At 70.5% G+C, this 17,341-nt stretch carries 13 protein-coding genes; 8 read left to right on the top strand and 5 right to left on the bottom strand.

Features of this window, described 5'->3' with window-relative positions:
- Window positions 1-32: 32 nt before the first annotated feature.
- Window positions 33-2,663, bottom strand: coding sequence for a DUF6049 family protein (locus AC0VYM_RS29105; protein WP_475463295.1), 2,631 nt, complete (start codon window positions 2,661-2,663; stop codon window positions 33-35).
- 343 nt (window positions 2,664-3,006) lie between these two features.
- Between AC0VYM_RS29105 and AC0VYM_RS29100 the strand changes: the two genes are divergently transcribed.
- Complete coding sequence (locus AC0VYM_RS29100; RefSeq protein WP_475457511.1) at window positions 3,007-4,530, top strand: CCA tRNA nucleotidyltransferase; 1,524 nt, start codon at window positions 3,007-3,009, stop codon at window positions 4,528-4,530.
- A gap of 37 nt (window positions 4,531-4,567) precedes the next feature.
- Here the strand turns inward: AC0VYM_RS29100 and AC0VYM_RS29095 are convergent, their stop codons facing one another.
- Entirely contained in the window at window positions 4,568-5,308 is a 741-nt protein-coding gene (locus tag AC0VYM_RS29095; RefSeq protein ID WP_475457509.1) for a class I SAM-dependent methyltransferase, read from the bottom strand.
- A gap of 173 nt (window positions 5,309-5,481) precedes the next feature.
- Between AC0VYM_RS29095 and AC0VYM_RS29090 the strand changes: the two genes are divergently transcribed.
- Complete coding sequence (locus AC0VYM_RS29090) at window positions 5,482-6,024, top strand: GNAT family N-acetyltransferase (RefSeq protein ID WP_475457507.1); 543 nt, start codon at window positions 5,482-5,484, stop codon at window positions 6,022-6,024.
- Between the two features lie 42 nt (window positions 6,025-6,066).
- Here AC0VYM_RS29090 and AC0VYM_RS29085 read toward each other — a convergent pair whose 3' ends face one another.
- Window positions 6,067-7,428: an MFS transporter gene (locus AC0VYM_RS29085; protein ID WP_475457505.1), complete on the bottom strand. Its 1,362-nt coding sequence runs from the start codon at window positions 7,426-7,428 to the stop codon at window positions 6,067-6,069.
- A 75-nt stretch (window positions 7,429-7,503) separates the two neighbouring features.
- Window positions 7,504-8,574, bottom strand: coding sequence for an inositol-3-phosphate synthase (locus AC0VYM_RS29080; protein WP_378735446.1), 1,071 nt, complete (start codon window positions 8,572-8,574; stop codon window positions 7,504-7,506).
- Window positions 8,575-9,433: 859 nt separating this feature from the next.
- Between AC0VYM_RS29080 and AC0VYM_RS29075 the strand changes: the two genes are divergently transcribed.
- From AC0VYM_RS29075 to AC0VYM_RS29050, 6 genes are all read left to right on the top strand, one after another.
- Window positions 9,434-12,289: a transglycosylase domain-containing protein gene (locus AC0VYM_RS29075; RefSeq protein WP_475457502.1), complete on the top strand. Its 2,856-nt coding sequence runs from the start codon at window positions 9,434-9,436 to the stop codon at window positions 12,287-12,289.
- 263 nt (window positions 12,290-12,552) lie between these two features.
- Window positions 12,553-12,843, top strand: coding sequence for a 30S ribosomal protein S6 (gene rpsF, locus AC0VYM_RS29070; RefSeq protein ID WP_017545727.1), 291 nt, complete (start codon window positions 12,553-12,555; stop codon window positions 12,841-12,843).
- Between the two features lie 131 nt (window positions 12,844-12,974).
- Window positions 12,975-13,568 carry a single-stranded DNA-binding protein gene (locus tag AC0VYM_RS29065; protein WP_475457499.1) on the top strand — a complete coding sequence of 198 codons (594 nt, stop codon included), beginning with the start codon at window positions 12,975-12,977 and terminating at the stop codon, window positions 13,566-13,568.
- A 114-nt stretch (window positions 13,569-13,682) separates the two neighbouring features.
- Window positions 13,683-13,919: a 30S ribosomal protein S18 gene (rpsR, locus tag AC0VYM_RS29060; RefSeq protein WP_013155832.1), complete on the top strand. Its 237-nt coding sequence runs from the start codon at window positions 13,683-13,685 to the stop codon at window positions 13,917-13,919.
- 27 nt (window positions 13,920-13,946) lie between these two features.
- Complete coding sequence (gene rplI / locus AC0VYM_RS29055; protein ID WP_017579428.1) at window positions 13,947-14,393, top strand: 50S ribosomal protein L9; 447 nt, start codon at window positions 13,947-13,949, stop codon at window positions 14,391-14,393.
- A gap of 177 nt (window positions 14,394-14,570) precedes the next feature.
- Window positions 14,571-15,404, top strand: a complete 834-nt coding sequence (locus AC0VYM_RS29050) for a peptidoglycan recognition protein family protein (RefSeq protein WP_475457497.1) — start codon at window positions 14,571-14,573, stop codon at window positions 15,402-15,404.
- Between the two features lie 396 nt (window positions 15,405-15,800).
- Here AC0VYM_RS29050 and AC0VYM_RS29045 read toward each other — a convergent pair whose 3' ends face one another.
- Window positions 15,801-17,150: an MATE family efflux transporter gene (locus AC0VYM_RS29045; protein WP_475457495.1), complete on the bottom strand. Its 1,350-nt coding sequence runs from the start codon at window positions 17,148-17,150 to the stop codon at window positions 15,801-15,803.
- Window positions 17,151-17,341: the final 191 nt, after the last annotated feature.

Raw genomic sequence — 17,341 nt, 5'->3', positions numbered from 1 at the left:
TGGGGACGGCGCCGCGGATCAGGGTGTGGCGGTCACTTTCCGGAGCCGCTGCCGTCCGGGTCGTCCTTGGTCGTGGGGGAGTCGTCCGTGGTGTCGCCGTCCGCCGACCGGTCCCCGTCGCCGGGAACCCCGTCGGACGGCCGCCCGGAGGCGGGGGCGTCCGGGGCGGTGCCGCCCGGCTCCCCGTCACCCTCGGGCGCGTCACCCTCGGGGCCGGCGTCCGTCTCCGAACCGCGGTCGGATTCGGAACGGTCGTCGGACACCGGTACGCCGTCGGCCTCGGAGCCGTCGGCGGTCTGCTCGCCGCCCGTCGGCCCCTCGCCGGCCTCGGCCGCCTTCGCCCTGGCGGCCTGCTTGCGGGCCCACTTGCGCAGCGCGCGGGGGGCCAGCGCCGCGACCAGGATCAACAGGCCGATCCCGCTGATCAGCAGGGCCTGCGTGCCCAGACCTGTCGCGTTCACCTGGATCAGCGTGTCCTGCGAGCTGATCGGCTCACCGTCGGCGTTCTGGAGGCTGACGTGCACGTTCGTGCTGCCGTTGATCCGGGCCGACAGCGGGACGTAGACCGTGGTCTTGGCTCCGGGGGCGATCTCGAAGTGGTGCGTGTACTCACCGATGCTCAGCCGCTCGGAGTTCTCCGAATAGAGCGACAGGTACACGTAGACGGCCTCGTCCTCGAGGTCGTTGGCCACGAGCACACCGGTGGTCCCGGTGCGGCTGGCCAGGGTGACCGGCTCGCCGGGGATGACGCGCACGTCCTCCCGGCGGCTCTGCACCGACTTGACCACCAGGGTGCGGGTGGCTCCGGCGAGCGCCTCGCGGTCCCGCCAGTGCACCGACTCCAGGCGCACCAGCGCGGGTCGGAACGGGTCGCTGTCACCGACCAGGATGCTGTTGAACAGCCGCACGTCCCGGCTGACGTCCTCGATCTGGCCGAGGTAGGTGGAGCTGAGCCCGTCGCCGTAGGCCTGGTCCGGGTAGTCCAGCTCCTGACGGGTCTCCTCGCGGTCCTTGGAGTCGGGGAGCTCGACCCGGTCCAGGCGCTCCGGGGAGAGCCAGGGCAGGTCGTCCGTGGCCCGCAGCACCCCCGAGGCGAACTCGGGGCTGGGGTCCCAGCCGGGTTCGGGGGCGGCGACGACCACCCGGTCGTCCTCACCGCTCTCCCCGGCGATCATCGCGGTCTCCGCCGCGAAGCGCTGGAGGGCCAGGGCCGACTCGCCCGGCTCCCACGAGGGCATCGACAGCACGTCGGTCAGACCGGAGTCCGAGACCAGCGCGTAGGGCTCCTCGTCCGCCTCCTCGTCCCCGCTCGCGGGCAGGGGGGCCTGCGCACCGGGGGTCGTGGACATCCAGGAGGCGGGCGGAAGCGCCTCCTCGGACAGCAGGAAGCGGTGGGCGCCGTGCTCGGTGAACAGCTCCTGGACGCGCTCGTCCATCATCCCCTCGGCCGGGACCGCGAACCGGTCGTCGGCCTCCAGGGCGAGAGCGCGCGCCACGGCCTCCTGACCGAGCCGCAGCGAGGCCTCGGCGTCGCCGTTCATGTCGTTGAGGAGCAACGCGACCAGATCGGCGTCGGCGTACGGGGAGGCCACGACGGTGTCGGCGGCCAGGACCCCGCGCGCCTCGCGCAGCCACACCTGGGCGGCCTCGTCCGCGGCGCGCCCCTCGCTCCCCGGTTCCTCGACCGGGTCGTCCAACGGGCCCTCCAGGACCTGGTGGTCGGCCGCGGCCATGCGGAGGATGTCGTCGAGCGTGCCGGGGTCGACGGACCAGGTCACCGGGATGCCCTCGGTCCGCGACGGCCTCTCCTCGCCACCGTCCTCCTCGCCGTCCTCCTCCGGGGCGGCGGAGGGGTCCGCCTCCTCGTCGGTGCCCTCTTCGGAGGCCTCGGGGGAGACCGAGTCGGCGCTCTCCTCGGAGGTGGCCTCCTCACCGGCGGTCGGTGAGCTCTCGTCCGTGGCCTCGGGGCTCTCCTCGCCCCCCTGGTCCTCCTCCAGCCCCAGTTCCTCGACGAGGTCCTCGTCCCCCGCCTCGAAGGACAGGGGCACCTGCGCACCGGCCTCCAGGAGCCGTCCGAGGCGTCCGTCGGCGCCGACCGACCCGTGCAGCTCGTCGCTGAGGAAGGTGTCGTCGTCGGCGCGCTGGGGGGAGTCCATCAGCGGCCAGACCCAGGCCAGGTCCAGGGTGGGGACGTCGTCGGCGGCGGTGTAGGGGAGGAAGGTGTACTGCGCGCCGAGGGAGGCGCCGTCAGCGTCGACAGCCTCGATGACCATGGGGTACACCCCGTAGGAGCCCAGGTCCAGGTCCTCGGCGGGGGTACTCAGCGAGTACTCCAGGGTGCCGTCGGGCTCCAGCTTCCCCTTGAACTCCTCGTCGGGCCCGGAGGCGCTGGGCTGCCAGTCCTCGCCGGAGGCGAAGTCGTCCAGTTCGTCGCGCGACGTGAAGGGGTGCCGGGAGTAGCGCATGCGGACGGTGACGTCCTCGACGGTCTCCCCGGTGGTGTTGGTCACCTCGCCCGCCACCCGCAGGGTGCTGTCCTCGTCCACGGCGTCCGGGGTGATCCGGTCCACGACGAGCGGGGAGGCCGCCCCCTCCTCGTCGGGCTCGGCCGACGCGGGTGTGAGGGTGGCCGGTATCGGAAGCAGAGCGGCGGTCATGGCCATGACCGCGGCCGCGGAAGCAGTTCGACGCAACGCTTGGTTTCCTGATTCGGGTCCAGGTGTCCGTCCCGCCAGGGATACGGAAGGTGGGGCGGGGTCGGTCGGGGTGCCCGCGCGGCGCGCTCGGCCCAAGCGGGGCTGGTGGCCTCGGACTGACCGTGACATGCCACCACTTCACCCGAAGATACCGCGTTCCCCGAACCCCGGCTCTTGCGCGGACCGTTGTTCGTGGTCGTGGTCGGCCCACCCTTTCATTGACCGGGGTCCGACACCAGGGCCGCCACAGGGCCTCGGCGGTGTCGAACTGATTCGCGGTCACCCCGTGTGGCCGCCTAACCTGCGTGGTGTGCCGAACACAGAGCCTTCGCGTGAGAACGACGCCGCCCAGAACCCGTCCACGGGGGTGAACCCGCCGGCGGGTGTGCTCAGTGGTGCGCAGCGAGCGGCGGTCGCCGCGTTGGTCGACGCGATCCAACCGGTGGCCGACGAGCTCGGCGACCGTTTCGACGCCCAGGGGCAGCAGCTCGCGATCGTCGGCGGTCCGGTCCGCGACGCGCTCCTCGGCCGCGACTCCAACGACGTCGACCTCACCACCGACGCCGTGCCCCAGCGCGTCCTCGAACTCATCGACGGCTGGGCGGACTCCGTGTGGACCGTCGGCATCGAGTTCGGCACCGTCGGCCTGCGCAAGCGCGGACTCCAGCTGGAGATCACCACCTACCGCAGCGAGGCCTACTCGCCCAAGTCCCGCAAGCCCGAGGTGGCCTACGGCACGAACATCCACGACGACCTGCTGCGCCGTGACTTCACCGTCAACGCGATGGCGGTGCACCTGCCCAGCCGGGAGTTCGTGGACCCCTTCGGCGGGCTCGCGGACCTCAGGGCCAAGGTCCTGCGGACCCCGGGCCGCCCGGAGGACTCCTTCAGCGACGACCCGCTGCGCATCATGCGCGCGGTCCGCTTCGCCGCGCAGCTCGGCTTCTCCCTGGCGCCCGAGGTGGCCGAGGCGGCCCGGAACATGGCGGACCGGCTCTCCATCGTCTCGGCCGAGCGCGTCCGGGACGAGCTCACCAAACTCATGCTGAGCCCGGACCCGCGCCGGGGGATCGAGCTCATGGTGGACCTCGGCATCGCCGAGCACGTCATGCCCGAGATCCCCAGGATGCGGCTGGAGATCGACGAGCACCACCGCCACAAGGACGTCTACGAGCACTCGCTCACCGTCCTGGACCAGGCCATGGACCTGGAGCGCGAGCGGGGCCACGAACCCGACCTCGTGCTTCGCCTGTCCGCCCTGATGCACGACGTCGGCAAGCCCCGGACCCGCGCCTTCGAGGGCGGCAACAGGGTGACCTTCCACCACCACGAGGTGGTGGGCGCCTCCATGAGCCGCAAGCGGCTGTCCGCCCTGCGCTTCCCCAAGGACGTCATCTCCCAGGTGGGCACGCTGGTCGCGCTGCACCTGCGGTTCCACGGCTACGGCCGGGGCGAGTGGACGGACTCGGCGGTGCGCCGGTACGCCCGGGACGCCGGTGACCAGCTGGAGCGCCTGCACATCCTGACCAGGGCCGACTGCACCACCCGCAACCGGCGCAAGGCCGCCGCGCTCGCCCGTTCCTACGACGACATCGAGCGCCGCATCTCCGAGCTGGCCGAGCAGGAGGAGCTGGACCGCATCCGGCCCGACCTGGACGGCAACGAGATCCAGGAGATCCTGGGCGTGAAGCCCGGTCCGCTGGTGGGCAAGGCCTACCGGTACCTCCTGGAGTTGCGCCTGGAGAACGGCCCCATGGAGAAGGAGAAGGTCGTCGCGGAGCTGCGCTCCTGGGCGGCGGACCACCTGGAGCAGGACGGCCGCCGGGACGGGTAGGCCGCACGGGGCGCGGGGAGGGACGGCCCGGCGCCCCTCAGAGTCCGGGCTTGACCGCCGTGACCGCCATACCCGCGCCGAACACCCGCAGCGGAGTGCCCTCCAGGGCGCCCGAGACGCTCGGCAGGGACGGCGGACGGCGGTCGAGGGACGGCATGAGGTAGTCGATCGCGCGCACGCGCAGCCCGTGGCCGCGCAGCAGGCGCCCCAACTCCTGGCTGCTGAAGGACCGCGCGTCCGACATCCGCGCGTGGAGGGGACGCACCCAGGGCAGGAACGGGGCGGTGGCGGCGGGGCGCCGCCGCACCCCCCAGAGGACCCCGTTCGTCTCGAAGGGGAACCAGCGGTTGGACGTGGTCAGGGACAGCGCGCCGCCGGGCCTGAGCACCCGGTGGATCTCGCGCAGGGCGCCGTCCAGGTCGTCCAGGTGCTCGATCACGTCGAACGCGGTGACCCGGTCGAAGGTGTTGGTGTCGAAGGCCAGGGAGTCGGGGGTCATCTTGTGCACCCCCACGCGGTCCTCCAGCTCGGTACCGGCGATGCGCACGCCGAGTTCGTCGAGCAGCGCGGGGTCGGTGTCGATGGCGTCGACGCGCACGTAGCCCGGGGCGAGCGCCACGGTGTGGGAGCCGTCACCGCACCCGACGTCCAGGAGGCGGTCGCCGCGGACGGGCAGTTGGCGGGTGACGGCCCCGACGCGTTTGGCCACCCCTCTGTCTCCACCGGACCCGCTCCTGGACCCGCTCGAAGGACCGCCGGGTCCGAAACCGCCGCTCATGGCCACCATCCCCTGCTCGTGCGCGAATGCCTGCGGGGGACACTACATTAAGTGTTGCTTTGGCTACTCATAGAGAGGGCGACATGTCGACTCGTGGTCAGAGGGCCTGACGGCGCCCTCTCCCGGAAGGACCCGCGCCCCCGGAGCGGATCCGCCGGTGCGAGGATGGCGCGATGACGATCACCACCTGGTACCTGGAGACGACCGACCCCGCCGAGCTCAGGCCCGGCCGCGAGCCGGAGGGCACCGTGGGCTTCGTCCGCGCGGAGGTACCCAGCCCCGAGCTCTCCCGGTTCCTCTACACGACGGTCGGCGGCGACTACCAGTGGACCGACCGCGCCCCCTGGAGCACCGACCAGTGGCGTGAGCGGGTGGCGGACCCGAACGTGGAGACCTGGGTGCTGTACGACCGGGGCACGCCCGCGGGCTACGCCGAGCTGGAGTCCCAGCCCGAAGGGGCGGTCGAGGTGGTCTACTTCGGCCTGCTGCCCGGCTTCCTCGGTCGGGGCCTGGGCGGGCACATGCTCACCGAGGCGCTGCGCCGGGCGTGGGACCTGGGATCCCGCCGACCGGACCGCGGAGCCACGCGCCGGGTGTGGCTGCACACCTGTTCCCTGGACGGTGACCGCGCCCTCGACAACTACCGGGCCCGGGGGCTGCGCCTCTACCGGGAGACCACCGAGGAGCAGCCGGTGGCCGGGGGCGTCGGCGGATAACGCGACCAGTCGACTCGTCGACGAGTCGACACGTCCACCCCGCTACCCGCGCGGGGCGGGCTCCCGGCCGGTGTCCTCCGGACGGGAGGGGGCCGACGGCGCGGCGGACTCCGGACCGGACGCGGCTCCCACCACCGCACGCGGGCGGCGGGCGCGCACCGCCCAGGCCGCCGCCATGAGCAGGTAGGCCAGGACCATCCCGCCCACCACCGGGGGACTGACACCGGACGGCGGGACCAGACCCGCGACGAGCGCCGCACCCAGCACGAACGTGGCGTTGAACAGCACGTCGTAGACGGAGAAGACCCGGCCCCGGTAGGCGTCGTCGACATGTCGCTGAACCAACGTGTCGACAGTGACCTTCACCGCCTGCGACACGAAGCCCAGGACGAAGGCGGCCACCGGGAACAGGGCGGCGGAGAACGGCAGGCCGAACAGCAGCAGCGCGACGGCGGCCGTGCCGAGCAGACCGGCGATCCACGCGTCCTCACCGCACCGGGCGGTCGCCCACGGGGTGGCCACCGCGCCCAGGAAGAACCCCAGGGCGAGCAGACCGGCGGCCACCGTGAAGCCCGCGATCCCGGCGACACCGCCGCCGGTGAACGTGTTGTCGTACAGCAGCAGGGTCAGGAGCGTCGAGACGCCGAAGAGCACGCGGTGCCCGCCGATGGTGAGCAGACCGTCGCGGGCGGGCACCCGCTCTCGGATGTGCCGGACCCCGCTGGCCATGCCCCGTACGACGTCGCGCAGGGCCGCGCGGACCTCCTCCGGCTCCTCCTCCAGGTGCGGGCCCAGCTCGTCGCGGCGCAGGGTGAGCGAGACCAGGGCGGCCCCGGCGAAGCCCAGGGCCGCGACGAGGAGGACCAGCCCGGTCCCCAGGGCCTCCGCCCCGCCCGCCACGCTGATCGCCAGGCCCGCGCCGGTCCCGAGCGAGCTCGCCACGGTCCCGCAGGTCGGGGTGACCGCGTTGGCCGTCATCAGCTGGTCCCGGGGCACCACGTAGGGCAGGCCCGCCGAGAGACCGGAGAGGAAGAAGCGGTTGACGCTCAGGACCAGCAGGGCCGCGACGAAGAACGCCGGTCCCTCGCCGGTGACGACGAGCAGCGCCGTCACCGCGGCCAGGGCCGCCTTGACCAGCGACGACACCAGGAGGACCTGGCGGCGCGGCCAGCGGTCGATGAGCACGCCCGCGAGCGGGGCGACCAGGGAGAAGGGGAGCAGGAGGACGGCGAAGGCGGCCGCGACCTCCCCGGCGCCCGCGTGCTGCTCGGGGTTGAAGAAGACGAAACCGGCCAGCCCGGCCTGGTAGATCCCGTCGGAGAACTGGGAGACCAACCGGGTGCCGAACAGACGGCGGAAACGGGGTCCCCGCAGGACCACACGCAGGTCAACGAAGAAGGACACGACCTGAAGACTAGGTCGTGTCCGGGTGCGGAGAGCGTGCCCGGGGCCGATCGGCCCCGGGCAGAGGGGGTGCGGCTACTCGCCCGCGATGAAGCTCTCGACCTTGTCGTGCGCCTCGGCGTCGCTGTACTGCTCCGGCGGCGACTTCATGAAGTAGGAGGAGGGCTCCAGGATCGGGCCGCCGATCCCGCGGTCCTTGGCGATCTTCGCCGCGCGGACCGCGTCGATGATGATCCCGGCGGAGTTGGGGGAGTCCCACACCTCCAGCTTGTACTCCAGGTTCAGCGGGACGTCACCGAAGGCGCGGCCCTCAAGGCGGATGTAGGCCCACTTGCGGTCGTCCAGCCACGGCACGTGGTCCGAGGGACCGATGTGCACCGCACCGGCGTTGAGCTCGTGCGGGATCTGCGACGTGACCGACTGGGTCTTGGAGATCTTCTTCGACTCCAGGCGCTCGCGCTCCAACATGTTCTTGAAGTCCATGTTGCCGCCGAAGTTCAGCTGGTAGGTGCGGTCGACGATCACACCCCGGTCCTCGAACAGCTTGGACAGCACCCGGTGGGTGATGGTGGCGCCGATCTGCGACTTGATGTCGTCACCGATGATCGGCACCCCGGCCTTGGTGAACTTCTCGGCCCACTCGGGGTCGGAGGCGATGAACACCGGGAGCGCGTTGACGAAGGCCACGCCCGCGTCGATGGCGCACTGCGCGTAGAACTTGTCGGCCTCGTCGGAGCCCACCGGGAGGTAGGAGACGAGGACGTCGGCCTTGGCCGCCTTCAGGGCGGCGACCACGTCCACGGCGTCCTCGGGGGACTCCTGGATCATCTCGCGGTAGTACTTGCCCAGACCGTCGTAGGTCGGGCCGCGCATGACGGTCACGCCGGTCGGCGGGACGTCACAGATCTTGACGGTGTTGTTCTCGCTCGCGGTGATGGCGTCCGCCAGGTCGTGCCCGACCTTCTTCGCGTCCACGTCGAAGGCGGCGACGAACTCGATGTCGCTCACGTGGTACGGGCCGAACTGGACATGCATCAGGCCGGGGACCCGCGACTCCGGGTCGGCGTCCTTGTAGTAGTGCACACCCTGGACGAGCGACGCCGCACAGTTGCCGACACCCACGACGGCTACACGTACCGAACCCATTGGTCCTTGCTCCTTCTTCTCCGCGAACATGGATTCCACAGCGCACGGCGACGGGCCCGCTCCGACGGCGGTCCGGGGCTCGTCATCCTGCGTCGTATTCCGTATGTGGTCAGCAGCGCGCACGGCGGTTCTGTTCCCCCTCACGGCCGTCGAAATCAGGGAGAACTGTCCATGTCTGGCTGGTTTGTTCTGATCTGACTCTATCCACGCCCGGTGGTGGGGACGCAGGCGGTCAACGGTGACGATGACACCAGGGTGGCCGCTGGTGACCACGGTGCGGGGCGGTCCCGCGCGATCCGGTGCGTGATCCCACACGAACACCTCCGAACAGGGACGACACCGAGCCGACCCGCCCGGGTGACCGCAGTCACACGCTGCGCCCCCTTCGGCCCCGAGCCGCTGAACTGCCAGGACCGGCGGTTCCAGGCAGAGGGTGACGAGGTCTTCCAAAGCGAGCGATACCCTCGCGCGTGGGTTGTGCTATATCGTTCGATCGCTCTAACGTGACCTTTGATTTGCGTGCGAAGCCGGTACAGACCCCCGAACGAAGCCATGCCGCGGCGACGTTGACGTCGGCCCAGAGCACCGACGCGACAGGGGAAGCGCTCCCGCAGGCCAACGATCAGGAGGAAGTAGCGGCCAACGTCTTCGCGACCTGTTGAAAACCTTCACCCCCGGGTGGGCGTCTCTTTATCAAGCCTTGACCACAGGCGAAAGCGGCGGAACCGGGCGAACCGCACCCGAGCCGCGCCGCTCCACGAGTACAGGTCGTGAATCACCGATCCCCCAGGGGGACCGACCCCCGTTTCCACCAAGGAATCGTCAGGCCGAGCGGCCGTGAGAGGCAATCGAGGACCACGTGAGTACCGAACGACGACGGAATGCCGACGGCGGCCGTCGCCGGGCCGACGGCCCGGACGACGGTCCGCGCGGCGACGGCGGAAGGCGCAGGGCCGGTGGCCCTCCCCGGGAAGAACGTGCGGGCGGACGGCGCCGACCTGACTCCGAGGACGCCCCGCGAGGAGACGACAGGCCCGCCCCGCGCTCCCGCAGAGCCCGCCCCCCCGGGGACGAGGCCCGCTCCGAGGGGCGCCCCCGCCCCGAGGGCGGACGCCGCCGCGCCGAGGGAGAGCGGCCCCGCCGCCCCGACGGTGAACGCCGACGCCGCCCCGAGGACGACGGTGAACGCCCCCGTCGCCGCCCCGACGGCCAGCGCCCCCGACGCCCCGAGGACGGCGACCGCCCCCGCCGCCGCCCCGATGACCCCCGCGCGGGCGGACGCCGCCGCTCCGAGGGCCCGCGTGACCCCCGCGACCGTGAACACGGCTCCCGCTCCGAGGGGCGCCGCTCCGGAGGACGGGGCTCCCGCGCCGCCGCCGCCTCGGGCGGACGCGGTGGACGAGGTGGTGGCGGAGGCCGCCGTCGCCCCCGCGAGGACGAACCGGACGACCGCCCCTGGTTCAAGCGCTTCCTGTCCAAGGCCTGGAAACCCGCGCTGGCCTTCTGCGGCCTGATGTTCATCGCCGGTGTGGCCGCCTTCGCGGTGCTCTACGCGATGGCCCCCGAACCGACGGAGCTCGCGAGGAACGCGGAGAAGGAGGCCTCGGCCACCCAGATCCTGTGGGCCGCCACGGGAGACGCGGACAAGGGTGAGGTCGCGCTCACCACCGGCGAGGTCCAGCGCGTCGCCGTCCAGCGCGACGACATCCCGGAGGAGGTCGTCGACGGCGTGCTCGCCGCCGAGCAGGCCACCTTCTACGAGGACCCGGGCATCAACATCAAGGGGATCGGCCGCGCCGTCCTCTCCGGCGGCGAGGCGGGCGGTGGCTCCACCATCACCCAGCAGATGGCCCGCAACTACTACAGCGAGCTCGACGGCGACCCGCCGCTGACCCGCAAAATCCGCGAGATCTTCATCTCGATCAAGCTGGGCCAGCGGCTCGAACCCGACGAGATCCTCACGACCTACCTCAACACGATCTACTTCGGCCGCGGTGCCTCCGGCATCGAGATGGCGGCCCAGAAGTACTTCGGCAAGAGCGTGAGCGAGCTGGACCGGGCCGAGGGCGCCTACCTGGGCATCATCATCCAGATGCCCAGCAACTTCGAGAACCCCGAGCCGGACTCCTGGACCGCCAACTACCTGGACAAGGAGCGCTGGCCCTACGTCCAGCGCCAGCTGGCCGCCATGTACGAGAACACCGGCGGCGAGCGCGGTCTGCCCGAGGCCGAGGCCCAGCAGCTCGAGGTCCCGGACTCGATCATCCCCTACGAGCCCGAGGCCGACCTGGACGACCCCAAGCAGGGGTACATCCGGCAGGCCGTGATCAACGAGGTCGAGCGGCGCTACTCGGAGCGGAACATCACCGGCGCGGACATCGCCACCAAGGGACTGGTCATCCAGACCTCCCTGGACCCGGATCTGATGACCGCCGCGGAGGAGGCCTTCGCCGTCCTGCCGGACAGCGCGGCCGACGACACCATGCACGGGCTGACCGCCGTCGACCCGAGCACCGGTGAGATCGTCGCCTTCAACGGCGGGCCGGACGTGGCCACGGTGATCAACAACTCCCTGGTGCACCAGACCCAGGCGGGATCGGCCTACAAGCCCTACGTGCTGGCGCGCGCCCTGGCGGACGACATCGGTCTGCGCAGCCAGTTCAACGGCGACAGCGGACTGGAGTTCCCCGGTCTGGCCAGCCCGGTGATCAACTCCGGCAACGTCGACTACGGCGAGGTGGACCTGATCCAGTCCACCGCCGACTCGGTGAACACCAGCTACGTGGACCTGGCGATCAAGGTCGACCCGGCACGCGTGGACGAACTCGCGGTCGAGATGGGTGTGGACCCGATCCGGCAGACCACCTCCACGGTCGGTCCGCTGGTCGCGCTCGGCACCCACCAGGTGAACGCGCTCGACATGGCCAGCGGCTACGCGACCTTCGCCGCCCAGGGCCGTCACTTCCCGGCGCACATGGTCACCCAGGTGACGACCGCGGACGGCGAGGTGATCGAACCGGACGACGAGGCGGAGCTGGAGAGCGGCACGGAGGTCCTCTCCGAGGGAGTCGCCGCGGACGCCACCTACGCCATGCAGCAGGCGGTCCTGGAGGGCGGCGCGAAGGAAGCGGCCCTCTCCGACGGGCGCCCGGTGGCAGGCAAGACCGGTACCTCCTCCGACGCGGTCTCGGCCTGGTTCGTGGGGTACACCCCGCAGCTGTCGGCCTCGGTGGGGCTGAGCCGCGCCCAGGGCGATCCGCTGGACTTCGGCCCGGAGGTCGGTGACGTCTACGGTGGCACCACCTCCGCGAAGGTCTGGAAGGCCTTCATGGAGATCGCCATGGAGGGCCAGGAGCACCAGCAGTTCCCGGCCCCGCAGTGGGTGGGCGAGGACCAGCGGTTCCTGCCGACCCCGAGTCCGACCCCGTCTCCGAGCGAGACCCCGGAGGAGACCGAGGAGCCCAGCGACGAGCCGAGCGAGCCCGAGTGCGAGCCCGGCGATCCCGGTTGCGAGGTGGAGGAGTCTCCCGAGGACTGCCACTGGACCGACCCGGACTGCAACGATCAGGAGAGCCCCGATCCGGAAGAGTGCGGTGGCGTCTTCCAGCCGGCGTGCGAGGACGACGAGGAGCCCAACCCCGGTGTCCCGCCGCCCGGTGGCGACCAGAACAACCAGGCCAACGGCAACAACAGCCTGATGAGGCCCAGGGACTGATCGGCTGACGGCACGGCTGAGGGCCGGTGCGCGGAGGGGAGACCCTTCGGCACCGGCCCTTCGTCGTGGAGGGCGTCGCCCGGGTCGGCCCCGCGATCCCCGGCCCAGCGCCGGTGGTACTCCGCTGCTGGTAGCCTTGGGTCCCGTATGGCTCAGAGCCTGAGCGATGCCCCCGGTGGGACCGGGCGGCGGACCGCCGGGCTCCTGCCCTCCTGCCATGGAGATTCCATGGCCGCAACAGTCCAGAGGAGGAACGTACGCTCATGCGTCGTTACGAAATCATGGTCATCCTCGACCCCAACCTCGACGAGCGCACCGTCGCCCCGTCGCTGGAGAACTTCCTGGGCGTCGTCCGCAACGACGGCGGCTCGGTCGAGAAGACGGAGATCTGGGGCAAGCGTCGCCTCGCCTACGACATCAACAAGAACTCCGAGGGCATCTACGCGGTCATCGACCTGACCGCCAAGCCCGCGACGGTCAAGGAGCTCGACCGTCAGCTCGGCATCGCCGAGGCCGTGCTCCGCACCAAGGTTCTGCGTCCCGAGGTTCACTAGGCACCCCGGTGCCCTGACCCCCTGACCCCGCTCGTTTTGTCCCCAGGACTGTTTTGTCTCTAGGGGCGCGGATGATGCGGGGAGCAGGCGAAACCGCCTGATCCCGAACTATCTCGAACCGGAGCCGATCCATGGCAGGCGAAACCCAGATCACGCTCGTCGGCAACCTCGTCGACGACCCTGAACTGCGCTTCACGCCCAGTGGAGCCGCGGTCGCCAACTTCCGTGTGGCCTCGACGCCCCGCACCTTCGACCGTCAGTCGGGGGAGTGGAAGGACGGAGAGTCCATGTTCCTCTCCTGCACCGTCTGGCGTCAGTACGCGGAGAACGTGGCCGAGAGCCTTCAGCGTGGCATGCGCGTCATCGTGCAGGGCCGCCTGAAGCAGCGGTCCTTCGAGACCCGCGAGGGTGAGAAGCGGACCGTCTTCGAGATCGACGTCGAAGAGGTCGGCCCGGCCCTGCGCAGCGCCACCGCCAAGGTGACGAAGACGCAGCGCCAGGGTGGCGGCGGCTTCGGCGGCAACCAGGGCGGCGGTGGTTTCGGCGGTGGCCAGCCCCAGGGCGGACAGTCCCAGGGCGGCTACGGCAACCAGGGCGGCGGCTTCGGTGGCCAGCAGGGTGGTCGGGGCGGCGCCCCGGCCGACGACCCGTGGGCCACCAACGGCGGCGGCGGTGGTTTCGGCGGCGGCAACAGCGGAGGATTCTCCGACGAGCCCCCGTTCTAACCAGCGGCTTCCCCACGTAACACCCGACCCGGCCCCTCCGGGGGCCGCGTCACCTTTCCATTGTCCCAGCCCATCCCCGGGAGGACCCCGGGGCTCTTGCGAAGGAGCACCACGATGGCTAAGCCGGCAGCGCGCAAGCCCAAGAAGAAGGTTTGCCTCTTCTGCCAGGAGAAGCAGTCCTACATCGACTACAAGGACACCACGCTTCTCCGTAAGTTCATCTCCGAGCGCGGCAAGATCCGTGCCCGTCGGGTGACCGGCAACTGCACGCAGCACCAGCGCGACGTCGCGACCGCGATCAAGAACGCGCGCGAGGTGGCCCTGCTGCCCTACACCAGCACCGCTCGCTAGCGGCGATATCCGAGGGAGGTCTTTGTCGTGAAGCTGATTTTGACCCACGAGGTCAACGGTCTCGGAGCCCCCGGCGACGTCGTCGAGGTGAAGAACGGTTACGGTCGCAACTACCTGCTGCCCCGAGGGTTCGCCATTCGGTGGACCCGCGGTGGTCAGAAGCAGATCGACCTCATCCAGCGTGCCCGCAAGGCGCGTGACATCCGCACCCTGGACGAGGCCCAGCAGGTCGCCGGCCAGGTCGGTGCGCTGAACGTGCGCCTCAAGCAGCGCGCCGGTCAGGGTGGTCGTCTGTTCGGTTCGGTCACGCCCGCGGACATCGTCGAGGCCGTCAAGGCCACCGGCGGTCCCGAGCTGGACAAGCGCCGGATCGAGATCAAGAACCCGATCAAGTCCGTCGGTGCCCACAAGGTCCAGGTCCGCCTGCACCCCGAGGTCGCCGCGACGATCAAGCTGGACATCGTCGGCGCCTAGTACGCGCTGACCGTTCCGGTCGGAACCCCGTCCCTCCTCGGAGGGGCGGGGTTCTTCTGTTCCCCGTGAACACGCCGAAGGGTCGAAAAGCCCCCTTTGATTACTCTTTGTAATCTAACGTGTTCTCTGTGTCGCGTTACTTTCAGTGACGCTCCGCACGGAGAGGACAGCATACCGATGGCCGTTGAAAGACTGCCCGAGACAGACCACCCTCTTGCGGTGGATCGTAGGACGATGCTGCGAGGGGCCGCCCTGACCGCCGGGGGAGTACTGCTCGGCGGGGCACTGGGTGTGTCGGTGACCGGCCAGGCCACCGCGTCCGCGACGCCCAAGGTGTACACCCGGTCCGACTGGGGCGCCCGCGCGCCCAAGGGAAGCATCGAGGTGCTCGCCAAGGGGCCGACCCACATCGTCGTGCACCACACCGCGACCTCGAACGTGTCCGACACCTCCACCAGCCACGCCGCCGCGCTCTCCCGCTCCATCCAGCGGTACCACATGGACAACAACGGCTGGAGCGACACCGGCCAGCAGCTGACCATCAGCCGCGGCGGCCACATCATGGAGGGCAGGGACAAGTCCCTCCAGGCCATCCGCGACGGGAAGCACGTGCTGGGCGCGCACACCGCCAACCACAACTCGCACACGATCGGCATCGAGAACGAGGGCACCTACACCTCGTCCACGCCGCCCGGCGCGCTCATGACCTCGCTGGTCGACACCTGCGCGTGGCTGTGCCTCGTCTACCGCCTGGACCCGCAGGAGGCGATCGTGGGACACCGCGACTACAACGCCACCAACTGCCCCGGCGACAAGCTCTACTCGATGCTGCCCAAGCTCCGTGACGACGTGGGGAGCAAGCTCCGGCAGCAGCTGAGCCACCTGAGTGGCCCCGCCGGACAGGAGCTCAGCCTGGAACAGCTGCCGAGCTACCCGTCCGTGCCGAGCTCGGAGCGGATCGCGACCTTCTACCACGGTCCCACGGTGGGAGACCTCGACACGGGTTTCTAGGGAAGAGCCCGTTCCTGACCAGCCGCCCCTGTTCCCCCGCAGGGGCGGCTGTACCCCTTTGCACCTCCGCTTCGCTTCGGTGCGTGTTCGGCGCCTTTGCAGAGGGATTCTTCATCCTCGTCCACGCCTGACGCTCGTTCCTCGCTGGCGGCTCGACTCGTCTTGCAGAACCCTCTCCGGCGCTCGAACGGGGCACCCCCTTGTGGTGGAGATGGACAGGCGGGACTCACGCCTGTGGCTGATGCGATCGAATGGGGCACCCCCTTGTGATGGAGGTGTGTTTGAGGCATTGGGTCACCCGTACGACGACGCCCTTGTTCTTCTGAGGTAGCTGAGGGGGGCGGTGAATCTCGTGCCCGTGGCCAGGGTCGACTTGGTGACTTGGTGACTTGGGGATCAGGGGCGGTGGGCGCCGGTGACGAGCCAGGCCTCGCCTCGGGCACGCAGGCCCAGCGTGACGGCGCGGGCGAGGATCCACACCGCGAAGGCGACCCACAGACCCACCAGGCCGCCGGTCTCCGAGGTGGCGAGGTTGGGAATGACCAGGGCGAACGGCAGGAAGGCGAGCATCGTCCACAGGGAGGCCCAGGCCAGGTAGCGCTGGTCCCCGGCGCCCATGAGGACACCGTCGAGCACCATGGTGACGCCGCTCAGCGGCTGCATGAGTGCCACCACCACGAGGGACGCCGTGATGAGCGCGGCCACGCTCGGATCCGAGGTGAAGGGCACGTGGGCCCAGGGCAGCACGAGGAAGACCACAGCGGTGAACAGGAGCCCCGACATCACCCCCCACTCGACCATGCGCCGGGTGGCGTCCCTGGTGCCGCGGACGTCGCTGGCGCCGAGGTAGCGTCCCACGATGGACTGCCCGGCGATGGCGATCGCGTCCATCGCGAACACGAGCAGGGCCCAGATGTTGTAGCTGACCTGGTGCGCGGCGATGGACTCGTCACCGAGCCGCGCGGCCACGGCGGTGGTCACCAGCGCCACCACGCGCATGGACACGCTGCGCAGGAACAGGGCGAAACCGGCCGAGGCCGAGGAACGCAGGCCCGCCACCGACGGTGCGAGCGAGACGCCCTCGCGCCGGGCGGAGCGGGCGATGACGGCCACGTACCAGAACGCGCCGCCGCCCTGGGCGATCACCGTCGACCAGGCGGATCCGGCGATGCCCCAGTCGAACACGAGCACGAAGCTCGCGCACAGCACCGCGTTGCCCACGTAGGAGGCGACCGCGACCACCAGCGGGGTGCGGGCGTCCTGGAGTCCGCGCAGCACCCCGGTCCCGGCCATGACGATCAGCAGGAACGGCGTGCTCAGCAGGCTGATCCGCAGGTAGGTGAGGGCGTAGGGGGCGACCTCGGGCGAGGCGCCCAGGAGGTCGATCATCCACGGGCCCAGCGGCCAGCCGATCCCGATCGCGGCGATCCCCAGCAGGATCGCGAGCCAGAGCCCGTCCACCCCGTCCCGGACGCCGCCGGGGATGTCTCCGGCGCCGAACTTACGCGCCACCGCGGCGGTGGTCCCGTAGGCGAGGAAGACGCACACCGCGGCCAGGGTCAGCAGGACCTGTCCGGCGATGCCGAGCCCGCCCAGCGCCTGGGTGCCCAGGCTGCCGACGATGGCGGCGTCGGTGAGCAGGAACAGGGGTTCGGCGATCAGCGCGAAGAACGTGGGGACGGCGAGGGCGAAGATCTCGCGGTCGTGGCGGTGCCGGAAGGGGGCCGCCGAGAGCAGTTTGGCCATGACGGAGCCACAGTACCGGACAGGCGTTCGACGGCCCGTGTGGCGTCGGGCACCAAGGCGGCGAAGCCTGTGGATAACCTGTGGAAAGCCGCCCTGTGAGACATCTTGCACCTCCCGGCGGTGAACCGTGTTTTCCCAGTTCAAACGGTCTATGGGCGACTCGCGACAAAGTTATCCACAGGTGATGTGCA

This window comes from Nocardiopsis sp. iso_237 (genome assembly GCF_056173345.1).
This window is presented reverse-complemented; position numbering and strand designations above follow the sequence as displayed.